This window comes from Nocardiopsis sp. TSRI0078 (genome assembly GCF_001905145.1).
In the GTDB taxonomy this organism is placed as follows: Bacteria; Actinomycetota; Actinomycetes; order Streptosporangiales; family Streptosporangiaceae; genus Nocardiopsis.
Window position 1 is genome coordinate 132,571 of the sequence record NZ_LWLB01000037.1, and the last position, 16,246, is coordinate 148,816.

At 73.2% G+C, this 16,246-nt stretch carries 15 protein-coding genes and 1 pseudogene; 8 read left to right on the forward strand and 8 right to left on the reverse strand.

What is annotated here, in order from left to right; translation table 11 throughout:
- Positions 1 to 91: 91 nt before the first annotated feature.
- The gene (locus A6A08_RS26415; RefSeq protein ID WP_073705366.1) at positions 92 to 628 is read right to left on the reverse strand and encodes an NUDIX hydrolase family protein; all 537 of its coding nucleotides are present in this window, start codon (positions 626 to 628) and stop codon (positions 92 to 94) included.
- Positions 629 to 1,077: 449 nt separating this feature from the next.
- Between A6A08_RS26415 and A6A08_RS26420 the strand changes: the two genes are divergently transcribed.
- On the forward strand, positions 1,078 to 1,437 hold the full coding sequence (locus A6A08_RS26420) for an STAS domain-containing protein (protein ID WP_073705367.1): 360 nt from the start codon (positions 1,078 to 1,080) through the stop codon (positions 1,435 to 1,437).
- A 65-nt stretch (positions 1,438 to 1,502) separates the two neighbouring features.
- On the opposite strand, the gene A6A08_RS26425 is transcribed toward A6A08_RS26420, so the two are convergent.
- Both A6A08_RS26425 and A6A08_RS26430 read right to left on the reverse strand, forming a co-directional pair.
- The gene (locus A6A08_RS26425; RefSeq protein WP_073705368.1) at positions 1,503 to 3,302 is read right to left on the reverse strand and encodes a PH domain-containing protein; all 1,800 of its coding nucleotides are present in this window, start codon (positions 3,300 to 3,302) and stop codon (positions 1,503 to 1,505) included.
- Positions 3,299 to 3,796: a PH domain-containing protein gene (locus A6A08_RS26430; protein WP_073705369.1), complete on the reverse strand. Its 498-nt coding sequence runs from the start codon at positions 3,794 to 3,796 to the stop codon at positions 3,299 to 3,301. Before A6A08_RS26430 ends, A6A08_RS26425 begins: the two co-directional genes overlap by 4 nt.
- Positions 3,797 to 3,903: 107 nt before the next feature.
- Between A6A08_RS26430 and A6A08_RS26435 the strand changes: the two genes are divergently transcribed.
- Entirely contained in the window at positions 3,904 to 4,812 is a 909-nt protein-coding gene (locus tag A6A08_RS26435) for an SPFH domain-containing protein (RefSeq protein ID WP_073705370.1), read from the forward strand.
- Between the two features lie 16 nt (positions 4,813 to 4,828).
- Entirely contained in the window at positions 4,829 to 5,080 is a 252-nt protein-coding gene (locus A6A08_RS26440; protein ID WP_073705371.1) for a hypothetical protein, read from the forward strand.
- Positions 5,081 to 5,154: 74 nt separating this feature from the next.
- Here A6A08_RS26440 and A6A08_RS26445 read toward each other — a convergent pair whose 3' ends face one another.
- Entirely contained in the window at positions 5,155 to 6,819 is a 1,665-nt protein-coding gene (locus tag A6A08_RS26445; protein WP_073705372.1) for an FAD-binding dehydrogenase, read from the reverse strand.
- A gap of 228 nt (positions 6,820 to 7,047) precedes the next feature.
- On the opposite strand from A6A08_RS26445, the gene A6A08_RS26450 reads away from it, so the two are divergent.
- The gene (locus A6A08_RS26450) at positions 7,048 to 7,893 is read left to right on the forward strand and encodes a hypothetical protein (RefSeq protein ID WP_073705373.1); all 846 of its coding nucleotides are present in this window, start codon (positions 7,048 to 7,050) and stop codon (positions 7,891 to 7,893) included.
- A gap of 73 nt (positions 7,894 to 7,966) precedes the next feature.
- Here A6A08_RS26450 and A6A08_RS26455 read toward each other — a convergent pair whose 3' ends face one another.
- A complete protein-coding gene (locus tag A6A08_RS26455; RefSeq protein WP_073705374.1) occupies positions 7,967 to 9,061 on the reverse strand; it encodes a Zn-dependent alcohol dehydrogenase in 1,095 nt (364 codons plus the stop codon).
- Between the two features lie 185 nt (positions 9,062 to 9,246).
- Between A6A08_RS26455 and A6A08_RS26460 the strand changes: the two genes are divergently transcribed.
- The 4 genes from A6A08_RS26460 to A6A08_RS26475 all read left to right on the forward strand — a co-directional run bounded on the left by A6A08_RS26460 (position 9,247) and on the right by A6A08_RS26475 (position 13,537).
- Entirely contained in the window at positions 9,247 to 10,230 is a 984-nt protein-coding gene (locus tag A6A08_RS26460) for a Ku protein (RefSeq protein WP_073705375.1), read from the forward strand.
- 154 nt (positions 10,231 to 10,384) lie between these two features.
- Complete coding sequence (locus A6A08_RS26465) at positions 10,385 to 11,689, forward strand: PHB depolymerase family esterase (protein WP_073705376.1); 1,305 nt, start codon at positions 10,385 to 10,387, stop codon at positions 11,687 to 11,689.
- A 185-nt stretch (positions 11,690 to 11,874) separates the two neighbouring features.
- Positions 11,875 to 12,705, forward strand: coding sequence for a dimethylargininase (ddaH, locus tag A6A08_RS26470; RefSeq protein ID WP_073705377.1), 831 nt, complete (start codon positions 11,875 to 11,877; stop codon positions 12,703 to 12,705).
- A 205-nt stretch (positions 12,706 to 12,910) separates the two neighbouring features.
- On the forward strand, positions 12,911 to 13,537 hold the full coding sequence (locus A6A08_RS26475) for a TetR/AcrR family transcriptional regulator (RefSeq protein ID WP_199867055.1): 627 nt from the start codon (positions 12,911 to 12,913) through the stop codon (positions 13,535 to 13,537).
- A gap of 52 nt (positions 13,538 to 13,589) precedes the next feature.
- Here A6A08_RS26475 and A6A08_RS29030 read toward each other — a convergent pair whose 3' ends face one another.
- The 3 genes and pseudogenes from A6A08_RS29030 to A6A08_RS26485 all read right to left on the reverse strand — a co-directional run bounded on the left by A6A08_RS29030 (position 13,590) and on the right by A6A08_RS26485 (position 16,242).
- Positions 13,590 to 13,766, reverse strand: coding sequence for a hypothetical protein (locus A6A08_RS29030; protein ID WP_242422938.1), 177 nt, complete (start codon positions 13,764 to 13,766; stop codon positions 13,590 to 13,592).
- 65 nt (positions 13,767 to 13,831) lie between these two features.
- Positions 13,832 to 14,620 (reverse strand): annotated as a pseudogene (locus tag A6A08_RS29285) (aldehyde dehydrogenase family protein); the annotation flags it as partial.
- Positions 14,617 to 16,242, reverse strand: a complete 1,626-nt coding sequence (locus tag A6A08_RS26485; RefSeq protein WP_073705380.1) for a thiamine pyrophosphate-binding protein — start codon at positions 16,240 to 16,242, stop codon at positions 14,617 to 14,619. The pseudogene A6A08_RS29285 and the gene A6A08_RS26485, both read right to left, overlap by 4 nt.
- Positions 16,243 to 16,246: the final 4 nt, after the last annotated feature.

The window sequence follows — 16,246 nt, forward strand, 5'->3', positions numbered from 1 at the left end:
CCGGCCACCACGGCGCCGGGGCGCGCGGCCCGACCGGCACCGCGCGGGCCCGGCGGCGGTGCGCGCACCGCCGCCGGGTGTGCCCGCACGTCTAGGGAGCGTGGCCCACGTAGGCCAGCGCCTGGCGCAGCAGCGTGTCCTCGCCGCCCGTCATCTCCTCGCGCATCTGCGGGCTCACCGCCTCCTCCGGCGTGAGCCACACGAGGTCCAGCGCGTCCTGGCGCGGCTGGCAGTCACCCGAGACCGGCACGACGTAGGCCATCGCGACCGCGTGCTGGCGCGTGTCGTGGAAGGAGGTGACCCCCGGCGTGGGGAAGTACTCGGCGATCGTGAACGGCTGCGGGGAGGCGGGGACGTGCGGCAGGGCCACCGGCCCCAGGTCCTTCTCCAGGTGCCGCAGCAGGGCGTCGCGCACCCGCTCGTGGTAGAGCACCCGGCCCGAGACCACCGACCGGTGGAAGCTGCCTTCGGGAGTGGCCCGCATGAGCAGGCCGACGTGGGTCACCTGGCCCACCTCGTCCACCCGTACGGGTACGGCCTGGACGTAGAGGATGGGCATGCGGCTGCGGATGTTCTCCAACTCCTCGGGGGAGAACCAGCCGGGCTGGGTGTCGGCGGTTTCGGTCATCGGGTACGCGGCGGGGCGTCCCGGCCGTCGGCCGGGGCGTGGCCGCCGCTCCCTCCCTTCTCTAGCTGTCCTGGAGGTCGGCCCGGCGGGACCGGCCCACGGGGCGCGGACACGAGGTGCCGCCTGTACCGCTTCCTACCGCACACGGGCCCGTAAAGCACGGTGAGGGTGCGGCTCCGGGAGTGTCCGAGAACAGGGAGCGGGGGCCACCGGGCGCGGGCCCGGCCTCGGGGCGCCCCGATCACCCGCCGGGGGTGGGACGGGACCGCCCCAAGGCCGCATCGGCGAGATTTCGCCGGTTTTTCTCACGGAAAGCCTCCCATGGCCTCTCTGGAGAGGTTACGATCTCGTACGCGGTTGCGTAGTGAAAAGATTACGTTCGGTGAGAGGTGGCCCGAGTGGCGAAGGATGCCCGGTTCTCGGCCCAGGAGCGCTTTCCCTGTACGGGTGTGACGGTGGTGCCCGTCCACGGTGAGATCGACCTCGCCACCGCCGACCGTATGCGCGACCGGCTGCTCCAGGCCGCGCACGACTCGCGGTGCGACTGCCTGGTGGTGGACATGTCCGGGCTCGACTTCTTCGACGCCAGCGGGGTCAGGGCCCTGGTGTCGGTCTACAGGAGCCTCACCCGGGAGGGGCGGCACGTGGTCCTCGCCGAACCCTCGCCCATCGCCGCGCGCGTGCTCGAGGCCCTCGGTATGGACCGTGTGTTCGAGACCTATCCCCTCCTGGAGATGGCGCTCACGCACACCAGCGGCCTGCGGGTCGACGGAGACCCCATCCGCAACACGGTTCCCGAACGTCCTTAGCGGCCCCGGCGCCCACCCCCGGGCGGGCGCCGGGGCCGCCGAGGACCTGAGCGGGCCCCGCGCCCTCAGTCGCGGGACGGCTCCTCGCCCGCGGTCGCGTCCCCCCGCCCGTCTCCGCGCGCCAGGAAGGGCTCCAGCAGCTCCGGTACCGCCTCGCCGGCCCAGGACAGGCCCTGGCCCAGGCCCACGTCCCTGGCCGCGTAGGACCCCTGCCCCGCGGCCGTGGTGGCCGCCACGTCCGCCAGGCCGAGCCTGCGCTGGAACGGCGACCGGGTGATCCGCCAGCCGATCACCGCCGACCGCTCCAGCGTCACGGTGTCGCGTACCGCCATCCCCTGGCGCACGACGAGGTAGCGCGGGTGCAGTCCGTGGCCCAGACCCCGGTAGGAGCCGACCGCGTACCAGAACGCCACCGCCGCGATCAGCACCGCCAGCACCGCCCATCCCCAGGCCGGGGTGGCCTCCACCGTGCTCGTGGCCAGCGGCACGGGGACGAACTCCCGCTCCGCCTCGTGCACCACATCCCACCAGGCCTCGCTGGCCAGCGTGTGCAGCCAGGACAGCGTCCCGGCGAGCACCGCGCCCAGCACGGTGACGACGGTGGCCCGGGTGAAGCGGCGGCGCAGCGCCGCCCGGGGGTGCCGCACCAGCGGGACCTCCAGGGGCGAGTCCGGGGTGCGCATCAGGTCGGCGGCCAGTTCGAGCGCCCGGCTCCGCGGCATGGGCGGGGACAGGCGGCTCTTGGCGCTGGTCTTCTTCTCGTCCGCGGCGGCCAGGCCGGTCGCCACCGCGCGCACGTCCGCCCCGCCCGCGCGGCGCAGCACGAACGGTTCGTGCAGGGTGACGCCGTTGAGGCGGCGCCCCTCCACCGACAGCGACACGCTGGTCAGCAGCCCCCTGCGCAGCCGCACGGTACCGTCGGCCTCCCGGGTGAGGCGATAGTCCCACCAGGTCTCCACCGCCACGGCGGTCAGGATGAGCACGCCGGAGACCAGCAGCCCCAGCAGTGTCAGGGGCACCACGAGCACGAGCCGCGCCATCACGAACGAGGACATCTCCGAGATGCTGGGCAGCCCGGCCTGGTCGGAGATCCAGTCCCACCCCGCCCCGCCGGTCTGGGCGTTGAGCCCCAGCAGGCCGGTGATGGCGCCCAGGCCCACGCCCATGGTGGCGGTGGTCGCGGGGGCGTAGGCGAACCAGCGGCGGTCGAGCCTGGCCAGTTCGGTCCCGTCCTCCCCGCCCGCGCCGGGGGCTCCGTCGGCGGAGCCCCCGGAGGGGCCCGCGGCCCTGGGCGCGCCCCGGTACAGCAGGTCGCGGCGCAGCCATTCGCCCTGCTCGGCGGTGACGTAGAGCAACTGGAGCTGGTCGGCGCCGGCCCCCACCTTCTCGCCGGTCCCGACGGTGACCGAGCACAGGCCGAAGACCCGTACGTAGACGGGCGCCGCCACGTCCACGCTGCGCACGCGCTCGCGGGGGATGGACCGGTAGGCCTTGGCGATGATGCCCGAGCGCATCTCCATGCGCTCGGCGGTGACGCGGTAGCGGGTCGCGCGCAGGCGCAGCATGTCGAGGTAGGTCATGAACGCCAGGAGCGCCAGCGCGCCCGGGACCGGGGCCAGGGCCCACAGGGGTTGTCCCGCGACGACGAGGACGACGGTGCCCACGACCGCGGAGGGGATGAGGAAGACGCCCGCGACGACCGTGCTGGCCCACACGCTGATCGGGTGCAGCCGCTGCCAGTCCGCGGTGGAGGGGGTGGTGCCCTCCTCCGCGGGCGCGGCCGCCTCCTGCTCCCCGCGTGCGTCGGAGGGGTCGGCCGGGGGGACCTCCCCGGCCGCGGGGCGGTGTTCGTCCGGAGGGTTCATGTCGCGTCTCCCGGGGTCGCCTGTGTGGTGTCGGTGAGCTGGTCGGCCACCTGTGTGGCCAGCGCGTGGTCGAGTCCGGCGATCTCGATCGGGCCGGCCGCCGACGCGGTGGTCACGGTCACGCTGGAGAGTCCGAACATCCGCTGCAGCGGACCGCGCGCGGTGTCCACGGTCTGGATGCGCGACATCGGGGCCACGCGCCACTCCTGCCAGAGCCACCCGCTGGAGGTGTAGACGGCGGTGTCGGTGACCTCCCAGCGGTGGACCCGGTAGCGCCACTGCGGCATGACCACGGTGACCAGCAGTCCGAACCCGCCGATCACGGTGGCGGCGAGCAGGAGCCAAAAGCGCGGCGGCTCCCAGAAGAGCGCGGGCACCACGGGGATCGCGGTGAGGACGACGACCACGGCCAGCGACCGGGTCGTCCACCACCACACCGCACGTGTGTCCACACGGTGTCGGGGCGGGCGCAGTCGGGGGGTGTCGGCGCTCATCGTGTCCACGTTTCCTTCTCGTTCGGGGTCCGGCGTGCCGTCGGCTGTCAAAAGTGATATCACAATGCTATTCTCGAGTCATCATTACGAAGAGAACGGAAGACGACATGACCGCTACCGGCCAGCCCCCGGCCCACACGCCCCAGTACCGAGAACACCCCGCGACCAGCGTCAACGGCATGCTGATGGCCGTGGTCAGCATCCTGCTGTTCCTCGTCGGCGCAGGCGTTGCCCTGTCGCCCCTCATCGGGCTGCCGGTGCCCCTCGTGGCCGTCGGCGTGGTCCTCGCCGCGACCGGCTTCCTGCTCTTCATCGGCCTGGAGATGGTCGCGCCCAACGAGGCCAAGGTCGTCCAGCTCTTCGGCCGCTACGTGGGCAGCGTCCGCACCGACGGACTGCGCTGGGTCAACCCCTTCACCGTGCGCAAGGGCGTCTCCACCCGCATCCGCAACCACGAGACCTCGGTCATGAAGGTCAACGACGCCTCCGGCAGCCCCATCGAGATCGCCGCCGTCATCGTGTGGCAGGTCGAGGACACCGCCCGCGCCTCCTTCGAGGTGGACGACTTCGTCGAGTTCGTCTCCATCCAGACCGAGGCCGCCGTGCGCCACATCGCGGGCAACTACCCCTACGACTCCTACGACGCCGACACCAGCCGGTCCCTGCGCGGCAGCGCCGACCTGATCACCGAGCAGCTGTCCCAGGAGGTCGGCGAGCGGGTCGAGGCCGCGGGGGTGCGGATCGTGGAGTCGCGCTTCACCCACCTGGCCTACGCCTCGGAGGTCGCCCAGGCCATGCTCCAAAGGCAGCAGGCCAGCGCGCTGATCGCCGCCCGCCAGGAGATCGTCGAGGGAGCCGTCGGGATGGTCGACCGCGCGCTCGTGCGCCTGTCGGAGGAGGAGGTGGTGGAACTGGACGAGGAGCGCAAGGCCGCCATGGTCAGCAACCTGCTGGTGGTGCTGTGCTCCGACCGCCCCGCCACGCCCGTCGTCAACGCAGGGACCCTGTACCAGTAATCCGCGTGAGGTGGCCGTGCCCGAGCGCAAGAAGGTGCTGCTGCGGCTCGACCCCGCCGTCCACGACGCGCTCGCGCGGTGGGCCGGGCAGGAGTTGCGCAGCACCAACGCACAGATCGAGTTCCTCCTGCGCCGCGCGCTGGACGAGGCGGGACGCATGCCCAAGGAGGCCCGGGCGATCCCCCGCCGGGGGCGGCCTCGCAGGCCGGGGCCGGAGCAGGCGCCGGACCGGGGGGCGGGCCGGGAGGAGGACACCCCGCCGGAGTGAGGGGGCGGGACGGGCCGTGGGGGTGGGTCCCGGGGGAGGGATCCGTCCCCACGGCCCGGCGGGGGAGCGCCCGGCTACCCCAGGGCGGCCGCGGCGGCCCGGCCGGCGGTGCGGCCGGAGAACAGGCACCCGCCCAGGAAGGTGCCCTCCAGCGCCCGGTAGCCGTGCACCCCGCCGCCGCCGAACCCGGCGACCTCGCCCGCGGCGTACACCCCCGGGAGCGGGGTGCCGTCCTCGCGCAGCACCCGCGCGTCCAGGTCGGTGTGCAGTCCGCCCAGGGTCTTGCGGGTGAGGATGTGCAGGCGCACCGCGATCAACGGGCCCGCCTTGGGGTCCAGGATCTGGTGCGGGGCCGCCACCCGCGCCAGGCGGTCGCCCCGGTAGTTGCGCGCACCGTGGATGGCCGTCACCTGCAGGTCCTTGGTGAAGGTGTTGGCCATCTCCCGGTCGCGGGCCACCACCTCGCGGGTGACGGTGTCGGCGTCCAGTACCCCGTCGCCCGCGATCTCGCGCATTTTCCCGATCAGCTCGGGCAGCCTGTCGGCGACCGCGAAGTCCGCGCCGTTGCGCTTGAAGGCCTCCACCGGCCCCGGTGCGCCGGGAAGCACGCGCTTGAGGACCAGGCCGATGTCCTTGCCGGTCAGGTCGGGGTTCTGCTCCGAGCCCGACAGCGCGAACTCCTTCTCGATGATCTTCTGCGAGAGCACGAACCACGTGTACTCGTGGCCGCTCCTCATGATGTGCTCCAGGGTGCCCAGGGTGTCGAAGCCGGGGAAGTAGGGCGCGGGGAGCCGTTTGCCGGTCGCGTCCAGCCACAGCGAGGACGGACCCGGCAGGATGCGGATGCCGTGCCGGGACCAGATCGGGTCCCAGTTCCGGATGCCCTCGGTGTAGTGCCACATGCGGTCGGGGTTGATGACCTGTCCGCCCGCCTCCCGGGTGATGGCGAGCATGCGCCCGTCCACGTGCTCGGGTACGCCCGAGAGCATGTGCTCGGGCGGGGTGCCCAGGCGTTCGGGCCAGTTGCGGCGCACCAGGTCGTGGTTGGCGCCGATCCCGCCGGACGTGACGATGACCGCCTGCGCGGACACCTCGAAGTCGCCGACCACCTCGCGGCTGCTGGCCCGCCCCCGCTCGGTGCCGCTGGGAGCCAGGACGGAACCGCGCACGCCGGTGACCGTTCCGTCGGTGACCACCAGCCCGTCCACCCGGTGGCGGAAGCGCATCGAGACCAGCCCGCGCTCGGCCGCGGCGCGCACCCGCCTCTCGAAGGGCGCGACCACGCCGGGGCCGGTACCCCAGGTGATGTGGAAGCGGGGCACGGAGTTGCCGTGCCCGTCGGCCAGGTAGCCGCCGCGCTCGGCCCAGCCCACGAGGGGGAAGAACCGCAGCCCCTGCTGGTGCAGCCAGGAGCGCTTCTCACCGGCGGCGAAGTCCACGTAGGCCTCGGCCCACCGGCGGGGCCAGGCGTCCTCGGGGCGGTCGAACCCGGCGGTGCCCATCCAGTCCTGCAGGGCCAGCTCGGCCGAGTCCCTGACGCCCATGCGGCGCTGCTCGGGGGAGTCCACGAGGAACAGCCCGCCGAAGGACCAGAACGCCTGGCCGCCCAGGGACTGCTCGGGCTCCTGGTCGAGCAGGATCACATGCTTGCCCGCGTCGGCCAGTTCGGCGGCCGCGGCCAGGCCCGCCAGCCCGGCGCCGACGACGATCGCGTCGGCGTGGTCGTCTCCGTTGCCCATACGGTCTTCCCCTCAGTCGGCCGTGCCCGGGGCACGGTGTGCGCGGTGGTGACGACTGTGCCCCCGCCCGCCCGGCCCGACAAGGGGAACGTGTGCCGCACGACACACTGTTTGTCACCGGATGACAAATAATCCGGTGTCGGACAGAATCGTGCGACCCTCGCGCACAGGAGCCCGCCCGGCCCCGTTCGCGCTGGTGACACCGTGTCGACCGAAGAGGATTCCCCCGTGTACTTCCATCCCCCGACCCTCGACCCCGGGCCGGTCGCCACCCTGATCGGGTTCGTGACCCTGGTGTTCCTGATGGCCCAGCCCCTGCTGACGCGTCCCCTGGCCCGGCGCCTGGGCGAGCCGACGGAGCCCGGTCGCCCCTCGCCCCTGATGCGCCTCCACCACCTGGGGGCCTGCCTGTCCTTCGTCGAGGTCCTCGCGGCCGCGGCCTTCGTGGGCACCGCCCGGGTCCTCACCCCGGCCGACATCGGCATCACCCCGCCCCGGCTGCAGGCATACGACCCCGACGTACCCTCCCCGCTGGCGGACGATCCCGTGTCCTGGATCGGAACGGCCGTGGTCCTGGTGTGGGCCGCGCTGTTCGTTGCGGCCCTGCTGGTGGCCAGGCACCTGGAGGGCGCCAGGCCGGCCGAACCGGCCATGGGAGGGATCCAGCTCGCCGACCTGACCGACGCAGAGGTGCGCTGGATGGTGTGGTACACCGCCCTGGGCGGCCTGTGCACCACGGCCGTGTTCTTCGTGGTCGTCTATCCGCTGGTCACGGTGCTTGTCGGACCGCTGGCCGCGGCCGTCACCATCGCGCTGCTCCTGGGCGGGCAGCAGTGGGGGAACGGTTTCCAGCAGATGTTCACCATGGCCGTGTACGGACTGATGTTGACGCTGTCCCACGCCTTCCTGACCTCGGGCTCCCTGCTCGTGCCCGTGGCCATCTGGTGTGTGTTCGCCTACTTCTACGGCCGTTTGCTGCGCCGGCAACGGCGCCGGCTCTCCCATGCGGCGAGACCGATGGAGGTCACCATGCTCGACGCCGGGGGCGACCCCGTGCGGCGGCCGGGGCGCTGACCGCTCCGGGCCCCGCGCGGGGGACGGGCTCCGGCGGTGCCGCGTCGCGCGGCACCGCCGGAGCCCGCCGCGTTCAGCCGCCGAAGCGTACCAGGGACCGGCCGCCCTGCCCCCGGGCCATGCGCTCGAAGGCCTCCGGCACGCCCTCCAGCGGGATCTCGTCGGTGACCATCGCCGACAGCTTCAACTCCCCCGAGCGCACCTGCTCGGCGATGAGCGGGATGTCACGGGACGGGTCGCTGGTGCCGTAGACGCACCCGCGCAGCGTACGGGCCTGGTGGAACAGCTCCAGGGCGTTGAACGACACCTCGTCGTCCATCCTGCCCACGCCCACCACCGTGATCGTGCCTCCGCGCCGGGACGCGCTCCAGGCCGAGCGCACCACCCTGGCCGAGCCGACCACCTCGAAGGCGTGGTCGGCGCCACGGCCTCCCGTCAGCTTGCGCACGGACTTGGTCAGCGAGTCGTCGGCGACCAGGAAGTCGGTGGCGCCCAGGGACCGGGCCAGCTCCTCCTTGTCGGGGGAGACGTCCACGGCGATCACCGGGTCGGCCCCGGCCAGGCGCGCCGCCTGGAGCACCGACAGGCCGACCCCGCCCAGGCCCAGGACCACGGCCGACTGGCCCTCGCGCACCCCCGCCGAGTTGTTGACGGCCCCCCAGCCGGTGAGCACCGCGCAGCCCAGGACCGCGGCCACCGCCGGATCGATCCCGGCGGGCAGCGGTACGACGGCGTGGGCGGGCACCACGGTGGCCTCGGCGAACGCGCCGCAGCCCAGCCCCGGGTAGACGGGGGTGCCGTCGGAGAGCTCGGCGTAGGGCTGTGCCGCGCGGTCCAGCGCGTGCTCGCACAGGTGGGGCTCGCCCTGGTCGCAGAACCAGCACTCGCGGCAGGGCGGCGCCCAGTTCAGGATCACCTGCTGGCCGGGCACCAGGCCGGTGACGCCCTCACCCACGGCGTCCACGGTTCCGGCGCCCTCGTGGCCGAGCACGGCGGGCCACTTCTGGGCCAGGGTGCCGTTGGACAGGGACAGGTCGGAGTGGCACACGCCCGCGGCGGCCAGGCGCACCCGCACCTGGCCGGGGCCGGGATCGGGCAGGACCAGGTCCCGGATCTGCGGAGGGGCGCCCTGCTCGGAGAAGACGGCGGCCTTGACGGTCGTACTCATGGGAGGAACTCCAATCGGGGACTTGCCGTGACAGTAGCAATACCGACCGGTCGGTCAAGAGTCGGGGGCGCACGGATCCGTGCTTCGCCGGATGGCCCCGGGCGCTTCGCCTTTTTCGGGCTTTTGCTGTTCTGGACAGACATTTTGCCTGGTGGCGGTGATGATGGGAGGCGAAGGAGGGGGTTATGGTCAATCCGGTTTGGGTGGGAACACTGATGTTCGGCAGGGTCCCGATCGGCGTGCGTCTCTACAGCGCGCGCGAACGCAGGGGGCCCGTGCTGCACCAGTTCGAACGCGGTACCGCCGACCGCATCCGCTACGTCCGCGTCAACGAGCGCACCGGTGAGGAGGTCGCGAGCGAGGACGTCGTGCGCGGGGCCAGGACGGGGCCCGAGGACGAGTACGTGGTCCTGGAACCGGAGGAGCTGGAGGAGATCCTCCCGCACGGCTCGCGCACCATGGGGCTGACGGGCTTCCTGTCACAGGGCGCCGTGGACGCGCTGTGGTACGCCTCCACCTACTACGTCGCCCCCAGGGCGGCGGCCGACGCCAAGCCCTACCAGCTGCTGTACACGGCCCTGGAGCAGACCCGCCGCTCGGGCGTGGCCACCGTCGTCCTGCGCGACCGCGAGTCCCCCGTCCTGATCGAACCGAACCGGGGCGTGCTGTCGGCCTCCACCCTGTGGTGGCCGGACGAGGTCCGCGAGCCCGACGACGTGATGCCGCCCGTGGCCCACGCGGCGCTGACCAAGAGCGAACTCGAACTGGCCAGGGAACTGGTCAGCGCGCTCTCGACCGAGTGGGACCCGCGGGACTACGAGGACAGCTACGGCCGGCGCCTGACCGACCTGGTGCGGGCCAAGGCCAAGGGCGGCACGTTCACCCACCGCCCCGAGCAGGCCGCGCCCCCGGAGGAGGCGTCCGGGCTCGACGAGGCCCTGCGCCAGAGCCTGCCGGAACAGCGCGGCAGGGGTACGCGGTCGCGCGTCACGCGGGAGCGGACGCGCGCGCGTGGCGCCAGGGTCGAGAGGAGGCCCGAGGGCCGGGTCACCAAGCGCGAACTCCTCCAGCGGGCCTCGGAGCTGGACGTGCCGGGCCGGTCGAAGATGAGCAGGGACGAGCTGGAGGAGGCCGTCGGGCTGACCGGTGCCGACGGCCGCCGTCCCTGAGGTCCCCCTCGGCCGCGCCGCGAGCGGGGACGGCAGCGGGGGGTTGACGGATCCCGCCGCCGAGCCGATAGTGCTTGGGAGCGCTCCCACAACCGCCGCCGACCGTTGCCCCGAGAAAACGCCCCCTGACCCCCCGTCGGAAAAGGCCCGGAACGTGACCAACGAACGCACGCACATCGTCACCAGGGCGATCGGCACACTCGGTGCCGTCGTCCTGCCCATGCTTGCAGCACTCCTGATCACCGCGCCCCCGGCCTCGGCCGCCACCCTGACCGAGGTCACCGACTTCGGCCCCAACCCCAGCGGCCTGCGGATGTACCTCTACGTACCGGACGGTGTCACCGAGGACCCCCCGGTCCTGGTGGCCCAGCACTGGTGCACCGGGACCGGACCGGTCTTCCACCAGAACACCGAGTACGCCTCCCTGGCCGACCAGTACGGCTTCATCGTCATCTACCCGTCCGTCACGCGGAGCAGCCAGTGCTTCGACGTGTCCTCGCCCGAGGCGCTGAGCCGGGGCGGCGGCAGCGACCCGGTGGGCATCCACTCGATGGTCGACCACGTCCTTCGCACCCACGACGCCGACGCCGAGCGCGTGTTCGTCACCGGAGTCTCCTCCGGCGCCATGATGACCAACGTCATGCTGGCCAACTACCCCGACGTGTTCGCCGCCGGCGCGGCGTTCAGCGGGGTGCCGTTCGGCTGCTTCGCCACCACCGACGGCTCCGGCTGGAACAACGCCTGCTCCACCGGCACGATCAGCCGCACCCCGCAGGAGTGGGGCGACCTGGTCCGCGCCTCCTACCCGGGCTACACCGGCCCCCGGCCGCGCATGCAGCTGTGGCACGGAACCGAGGACGACACCCTGGACTACGTGAACTTCGTCGAGGAGATCAAGCAGTGGACCAACGTCCACGGCCTCAGCCAGACCCCGGACAGCACCGACCAGCCCCGGCCCGGCTGGACCCGCACCCGCTACGGTGCCACCGGCGACCAGGCTCCCGTGGAGGCCGTCAGCCTGCAGGGCACCGGCCACAACCTGTTCGAGAGCGGTATGGCGGCCCGCGCGATCACCTTCTTCGGCCTTGATGAGGACTCCGGCTCCGACCCGGGCCCCGATCCCGACCCCGAGCCGGGCACCGGCGACTGCAGCGTCACCGCCACCACCAACGCCTGGAACACCGGCCTGACCACGTCCCTGACCATCACCAACACCGGCACCGCCCCCCTCGACGGCTGGTCCCTGGACTTCACCCTCCCCGACGGCCAGGCCATCACCTCCGGCTGGAACGCCGCCTACAGTTCCGACGGCGGCACGGTCACCGCCGCCAACGTCTCCTACAACGCCACCATCGCCCCCGACGCCAGTGTGAGCATCGGCTACCAGGCCACCCACACCGGCGACGCGGGCCGGCCGACCGGATTCACCCTCAACGGCTCGGCCTGCTCCGCGGGCTGACCCCGGCGCGGCGCGGCTCCCCCGGGAGGAGCCGCGCCGCCCCCGTTCACGCGAACCCCGCGGAGCGCCCTGTTGACCGGTCCCGGGTGCGGGTATCTTCCCTTCGTCCGCGTGGAGGCCACGGTGTGGTGGACATGCGCACCACGGAGGGTCGACCAGCGTTTCGCGCGGTGCAGGGAGGTTCCATGGCTCGGCCGGTCGGTTCGGCACCGGTTCCACGGCACTACCTCATGTGCCGGCCCACCCACTTCGCGGTCGAGTACGCGATCAACCCCTGGATGGACCCCGACGCGGGGGTCGACCGCGCACGGGCCATCCGGCAGTGGGAGCGACTGCGCGACCTCTACCTCTCCCTGGGGCACCGGGTCAGCGAGATCACCCCCGTCGAGGGCCTTCCCGACATGGTCTTCGCCGCCAACGGCGGCCTGGTCGTGGACGGCAGGGTCTACGGCGCGCGCTTCGCCAGCGCCGAGCGCACCCCCGAGGGTCCGGCCTACCTGGACTGGTTCCGCAAGGCGGGCTACACCGAGGCCCGCGAGCCCAAGCACGTCAACGAGGGCGAGGGCGACTTCGTCACCATGGACGACGTGATCCTGGCCGCCACGGGCTTTCGCACCGAGGCGGCCGCGCACCAGGAGGCCGAGCGCTTCCTCGGCCGCCCCGTCGTCACCCTCCAGTTGACCGACCCGCGCTTCTACCACCTGGACACCGCGCTGTTCGCGCTCTCCGGGGAGCAGGTCGCCTACTACCCCGGGGCCTTCTCCGCCGGAAGCCGGCGGGTGCTGCGCGCGCTCTACCCCGACGCGCTCCTGGCCACCGAGGAGGACGCCTCCGTGCTCGGCCTCAACGCCGTGTGCGACGGACACGACGTCGTCATCGCCGCCGAGGCCACCGACCTGGCCGGCCGGCTGCGCGCCCTCGGCTACACCGTCCACCCCGTCGAACTGGACGAACTGCGCAGGGCCGGAGGCGGCGCCAAGTGCTGCACCCTGGTACTGCGCGACGCGGACGTCTGAGGAAAGGCGGCCGCCATTCGCGCACATTCGTGCGGAATACGACCAGCGCAGGGGGACGGATGTGGGAAACGCCACTCCGGGGCAGGGGAGAACCGCAGGTAGCCACAGGTCACACAAGTGCGAAAGCCCGGGGAGCGCGGGGAAGGAGCATGCTTGTGACGACGGCCCCTGGCCGTACGCCTTCGCCGCAATAAAGTCTGGAACCGTGAAGACCAGACAAAGCAGACCCCCGCGTCGAATCAGGGAACAGCAGATGATCGACGCCGCCGTCACCGTGTTCTCGCGCGGTGACTACCACACGGTCAGCATGGAGGAGATCGCCGCGGCGGCCGGGACCTCCAAACCCACGGTGTACCAGTACCTGGGTTCCAAGGAGGGGATCTTCACCGCCTGCGTGCGCCGGGAGACCGACCGGCTCGTCGAGGCCGTGCGCGCCGCCGTGCACGACCCGCACGCCCCGGCGGGGGAGGACCCCCTGCGCCGGGGCATGCACGCCTTCTTCGCCTTCGTCACCGGCAACCGGGAGAGCTGGACCGTGCTGTACCGGCGGGCCGCCCTGCGCGGCGGACCCCTCGCGGAGGAGACCGCCCGGCTGCGCGACCGGGTCGTGGCCGAGGTCGCCGGGCTCATCACCGCCTGCACGCGCGGCGACTACGGCGGCCTCGACGCCAGGGACGCCCAGCTGCTGGCGCGCGTCGCGGTCAGTACCGCCGACGCCTTCGCCGACTGGCTCCTGGAGCACCCCGAGGAGTCCCCCGAGGCCATGGCCGGACACGTCACCGAGCTGACCTGGTCCCACCTGCGCACCCGCCGCGGGGCCGGCGGCGCCTGACCCGTTCCGGCCGCCGCGGGACGCCCGTGCCCCGGCGCAGGGCGCATGCGCCTCAGCGCAGGGCGCTCCTCATGTGCTTGACGCGGGTGTAGTCCTCCAGGCTGTAGGCCGACAGGTCCTTGCCGTACCCGGAGTGCTTGAACTCGCCGTGCGGCATCTCCGAGGCGAGCCTCTGGTCGACCCCGTTGGCCAGGCGCACGGCCTCCTCCTCGTCGGAGAACCGCTGCACGGTGACGGGCCGAAGACCTCCTCGCGTACGATCTCGTCGTCGGCGCGCAGCCCCGACACCACGGTCGGCGCCAGGAAGAAGCCCTCCTCTCCCACCCGGTGCCCGTCGGGCTCCACCACCGCGTGCCCGGGCAGGCGCTCCAGTAGTCCGTTGACGCGGGCGAACTGGTCGGCGTTGTCGAGCGGACCGAAGTCGTCGGCCTCCTCGGAGGATCTTCCGGTGACCTGTGCGGTGGCCTGCCGGGACGGCTCGGCCACGAAAGCGTCGTGGATCTCCTCGTGCACGAGTACGCGGGTGGCCGCGGTGCAGCCCTGGCCCGCGTTGAGGAAGGCGCCCGCCACCAGGCCGGAGGCGGTACGGGCCGGGTCGGCGTCGTCGAAGACCCGCGCCGGAACAGGCGGCCCAGCATGAGGATGACCGTCCACGGAAGAGGTGGGCAGCACGATGAGCATGGCGGAGGCGTTGACGGTGTCGGACGGCAAGGTGCCCGCGAGGATCAGCGCCGGGCAGCCCACCACGGCGGTGCCCTGCACCCGGTTCGGCCTCGGCTTGTGCGGTGCGTTCGGGGCGGTCGGCTCCGGACCCAGGGGCGTGGGCACGGCTTGCTCCGGGGAGGAGGCTCCCGTGGCCGGCCACGGGAGGCTTGTCGTCGGGGGACGGGCGCCCGGGCCCGCGCGGCGCCGTTGGCGCGCGGACCCGGACGTGGAGCCCGGGGGCTCCGGGCGCGGGGAGTGGATTCCCGCGCCCGCCGGGCCGGGGCCTGCGGCGGACACGGGAGGGGTGTGGTGCTCCCGGACACCTCGTGCCCGGGAGCGGGGACGGCCGTCGGGGACCCGCGGGCCCCCGGCGGTCATCCGTCCAGGTGCGTGGGGGCGAACAGTCCCAGCACCATGGGCAGCACGACCACGCTGGGGCCGGGCTCGGCCAGGGCCGCGGCAAGGTCCTCGCGCAGCCGCTCGGGGCCGGTCACCGTGGCGGGCACCCCGAAGGCGGCGGCCAGCGCCGCGAAGTCGGGGCGGGCCAGTTCGGTGTGGGTGGCCTCCCCGAAGGAGGCCTCCATGTACTCGCGCAGGACGCCGTAGCCGCCGTCGTCGACGATGAGCCACGTCACGTCCAGGCCGTGCTGGCGTGCGGTGGCCAGTTCGGCGATCGAGTACATGGCGCCGCCGTCGCCGGAGACCGCCAGCACGGGACCGCTTCCGGCCGCCGCCGCGCCCAGGGCGGCGGGCAGCCCGTACCCCAGGCCGCCCGAACCCTGCGCCGAGTGCACCTGGCCCCCGCGCGGGTCCCACGCCGACCACGCCCAGTAGGCCAGCATGGTCATGTCCCAGAAGCTGGGGGCGTCGTAGGGCAGCGCCTCGCGCACCGCCGCCAGCACCGCCCGCTCCGCGTCCAGGTCCTGGGCGTCCAGACGGGCGGCCACGTCGGCCCTCACCCTCGCCGCCTCGGCGGCCGCGTCGGGGTCTGTGGAGCGGCGCCCCGCCCTCCGGGCCAGGGCGGCCAGGGTCAGCGCGGCGTCGCCGTGCACACCCAGCGCCGGGTGGTTGGACTCCAGCTTGCCGAGGTCGGCCTCCACCTGCACCACGCGGCCCCTCGGCGCGAGGGTGTGGTAGTTGCTGGACAGCTCGCCCAGCCCCGAGCCCACCACCAGGAGCACGTCCGCGCCCTCCAGGTAGTCGGTGGTGTGCCGGTCCTCGATCCAGGACTGGAGCGAGAGCGGGTGGTCCCACGGGAAGGCGTCCTTGCCCCCGAAGGTGGTGGCCACCGGCGCCTGGAGCGCCTCGGCCAGCTCCAGCAGCGCCGCCTGCCCGCCCGAACGGCTCACGCCGCCGCCCGCCAGGACGACGGGGCGCCGGGCGCCGTCCAGCAGGCGGGCGGCCTCGGCCACCACCTCGGCGCGGGGCACCAGCGGTTCCGGGACGGGGTCCACGTCCACCACGGGCGGTGTCACGACCGTCTCCAGCAGCACGTCCTGCGGGATCTCCACCAGCACCGGGCCCGCCGGGGCACTGGCGGCCGTGCGCCAGGCCTCGGCCAGCGCCGAGGGGATCTGCGAGGTGTGCCGCACCGTGAACACCGACTTGGTGACGCCCGTGAAACTGGCGGACTGGTCGGGCAGCTCGTGCAGGTATCCGTGGCGTCCGCCGCCCAGCCCCGCGCGCGGGACCTGGCTGCTGACCACCAGCACCGGTGCGCCGGCCGCCCTGGACTCCTGGAGGGAGGCCAGGGTGAGCAGCGCGCCCGGTCCGGTGGAGACCAGCAGGGGCGCCACCTCGCCGGTGCGGCGGGCGTACCCGTCGGCGGCGAAGGCGGCGTTGTTCTCCACCCGGCTGGACACGAACCGCAGCCGGGGCGCCCGCCGCAGTGCGTCGAACAGCCCCAGGGCGTGCTGTCCGGGGATGCCGAAGGCCACCCGTGCCCCCAGGGCGGTCAGGGTCTCGGTGACCAGGTCACCGCCGCATCGCCGCGCGTCCACGGGC

What these genes read in the sequence shown, in the direction of transcription:
- A6A08_RS26415 (WP_073705366.1), bottom strand. Translation starts at nt 628, where the DNA reads ATGACCGAAACCGCCGACACCCAGCCCGGCTGGTTCTCCCCCGAGGAG.
- A6A08_RS26425 (WP_073705368.1), bottom strand. Translation starts at nt 3,302, where the DNA reads ATGAACCCTCCGGACGAACACCGCCCCGCGGCCGGGGAGGTCCCCCCG.
- A6A08_RS26430 (WP_073705369.1), bottom strand. Translation starts at nt 3,796, where the DNA reads ATGAGCGCCGACACCCCCCGACTGCGCCCGCCCCGACACCGTGTGGAC.
- A6A08_RS26435 (WP_073705370.1), top strand. Translation starts at nt 3,904, where the DNA reads ATGACCGCTACCGGCCAGCCCCCGGCCCACACGCCCCAGTACCGAGAA.
- A6A08_RS26445 (WP_073705372.1), bottom strand. Translation starts at nt 6,819, where the DNA reads ATGGGCAACGGAGACGACCACGCCGACGCGATCGTCGTCGGCGCCGGG.
- A6A08_RS26455 (WP_073705374.1), bottom strand. Translation starts at nt 9,061, where the DNA reads ATGAGTACGACCGTCAAGGCCGCCGTCTTCTCCGAGCAGGGCGCCCCT.
- A6A08_RS26460 (WP_073705375.1), top strand. Translation starts at nt 9,247, where the DNA reads ATGGTCAATCCGGTTTGGGTGGGAACACTGATGTTCGGCAGGGTCCCG.
- ddaH (WP_073705377.1), top strand. Translation starts at nt 11,875, where the DNA reads ATGGCTCGGCCGGTCGGTTCGGCACCGGTTCCACGGCACTACCTCATG.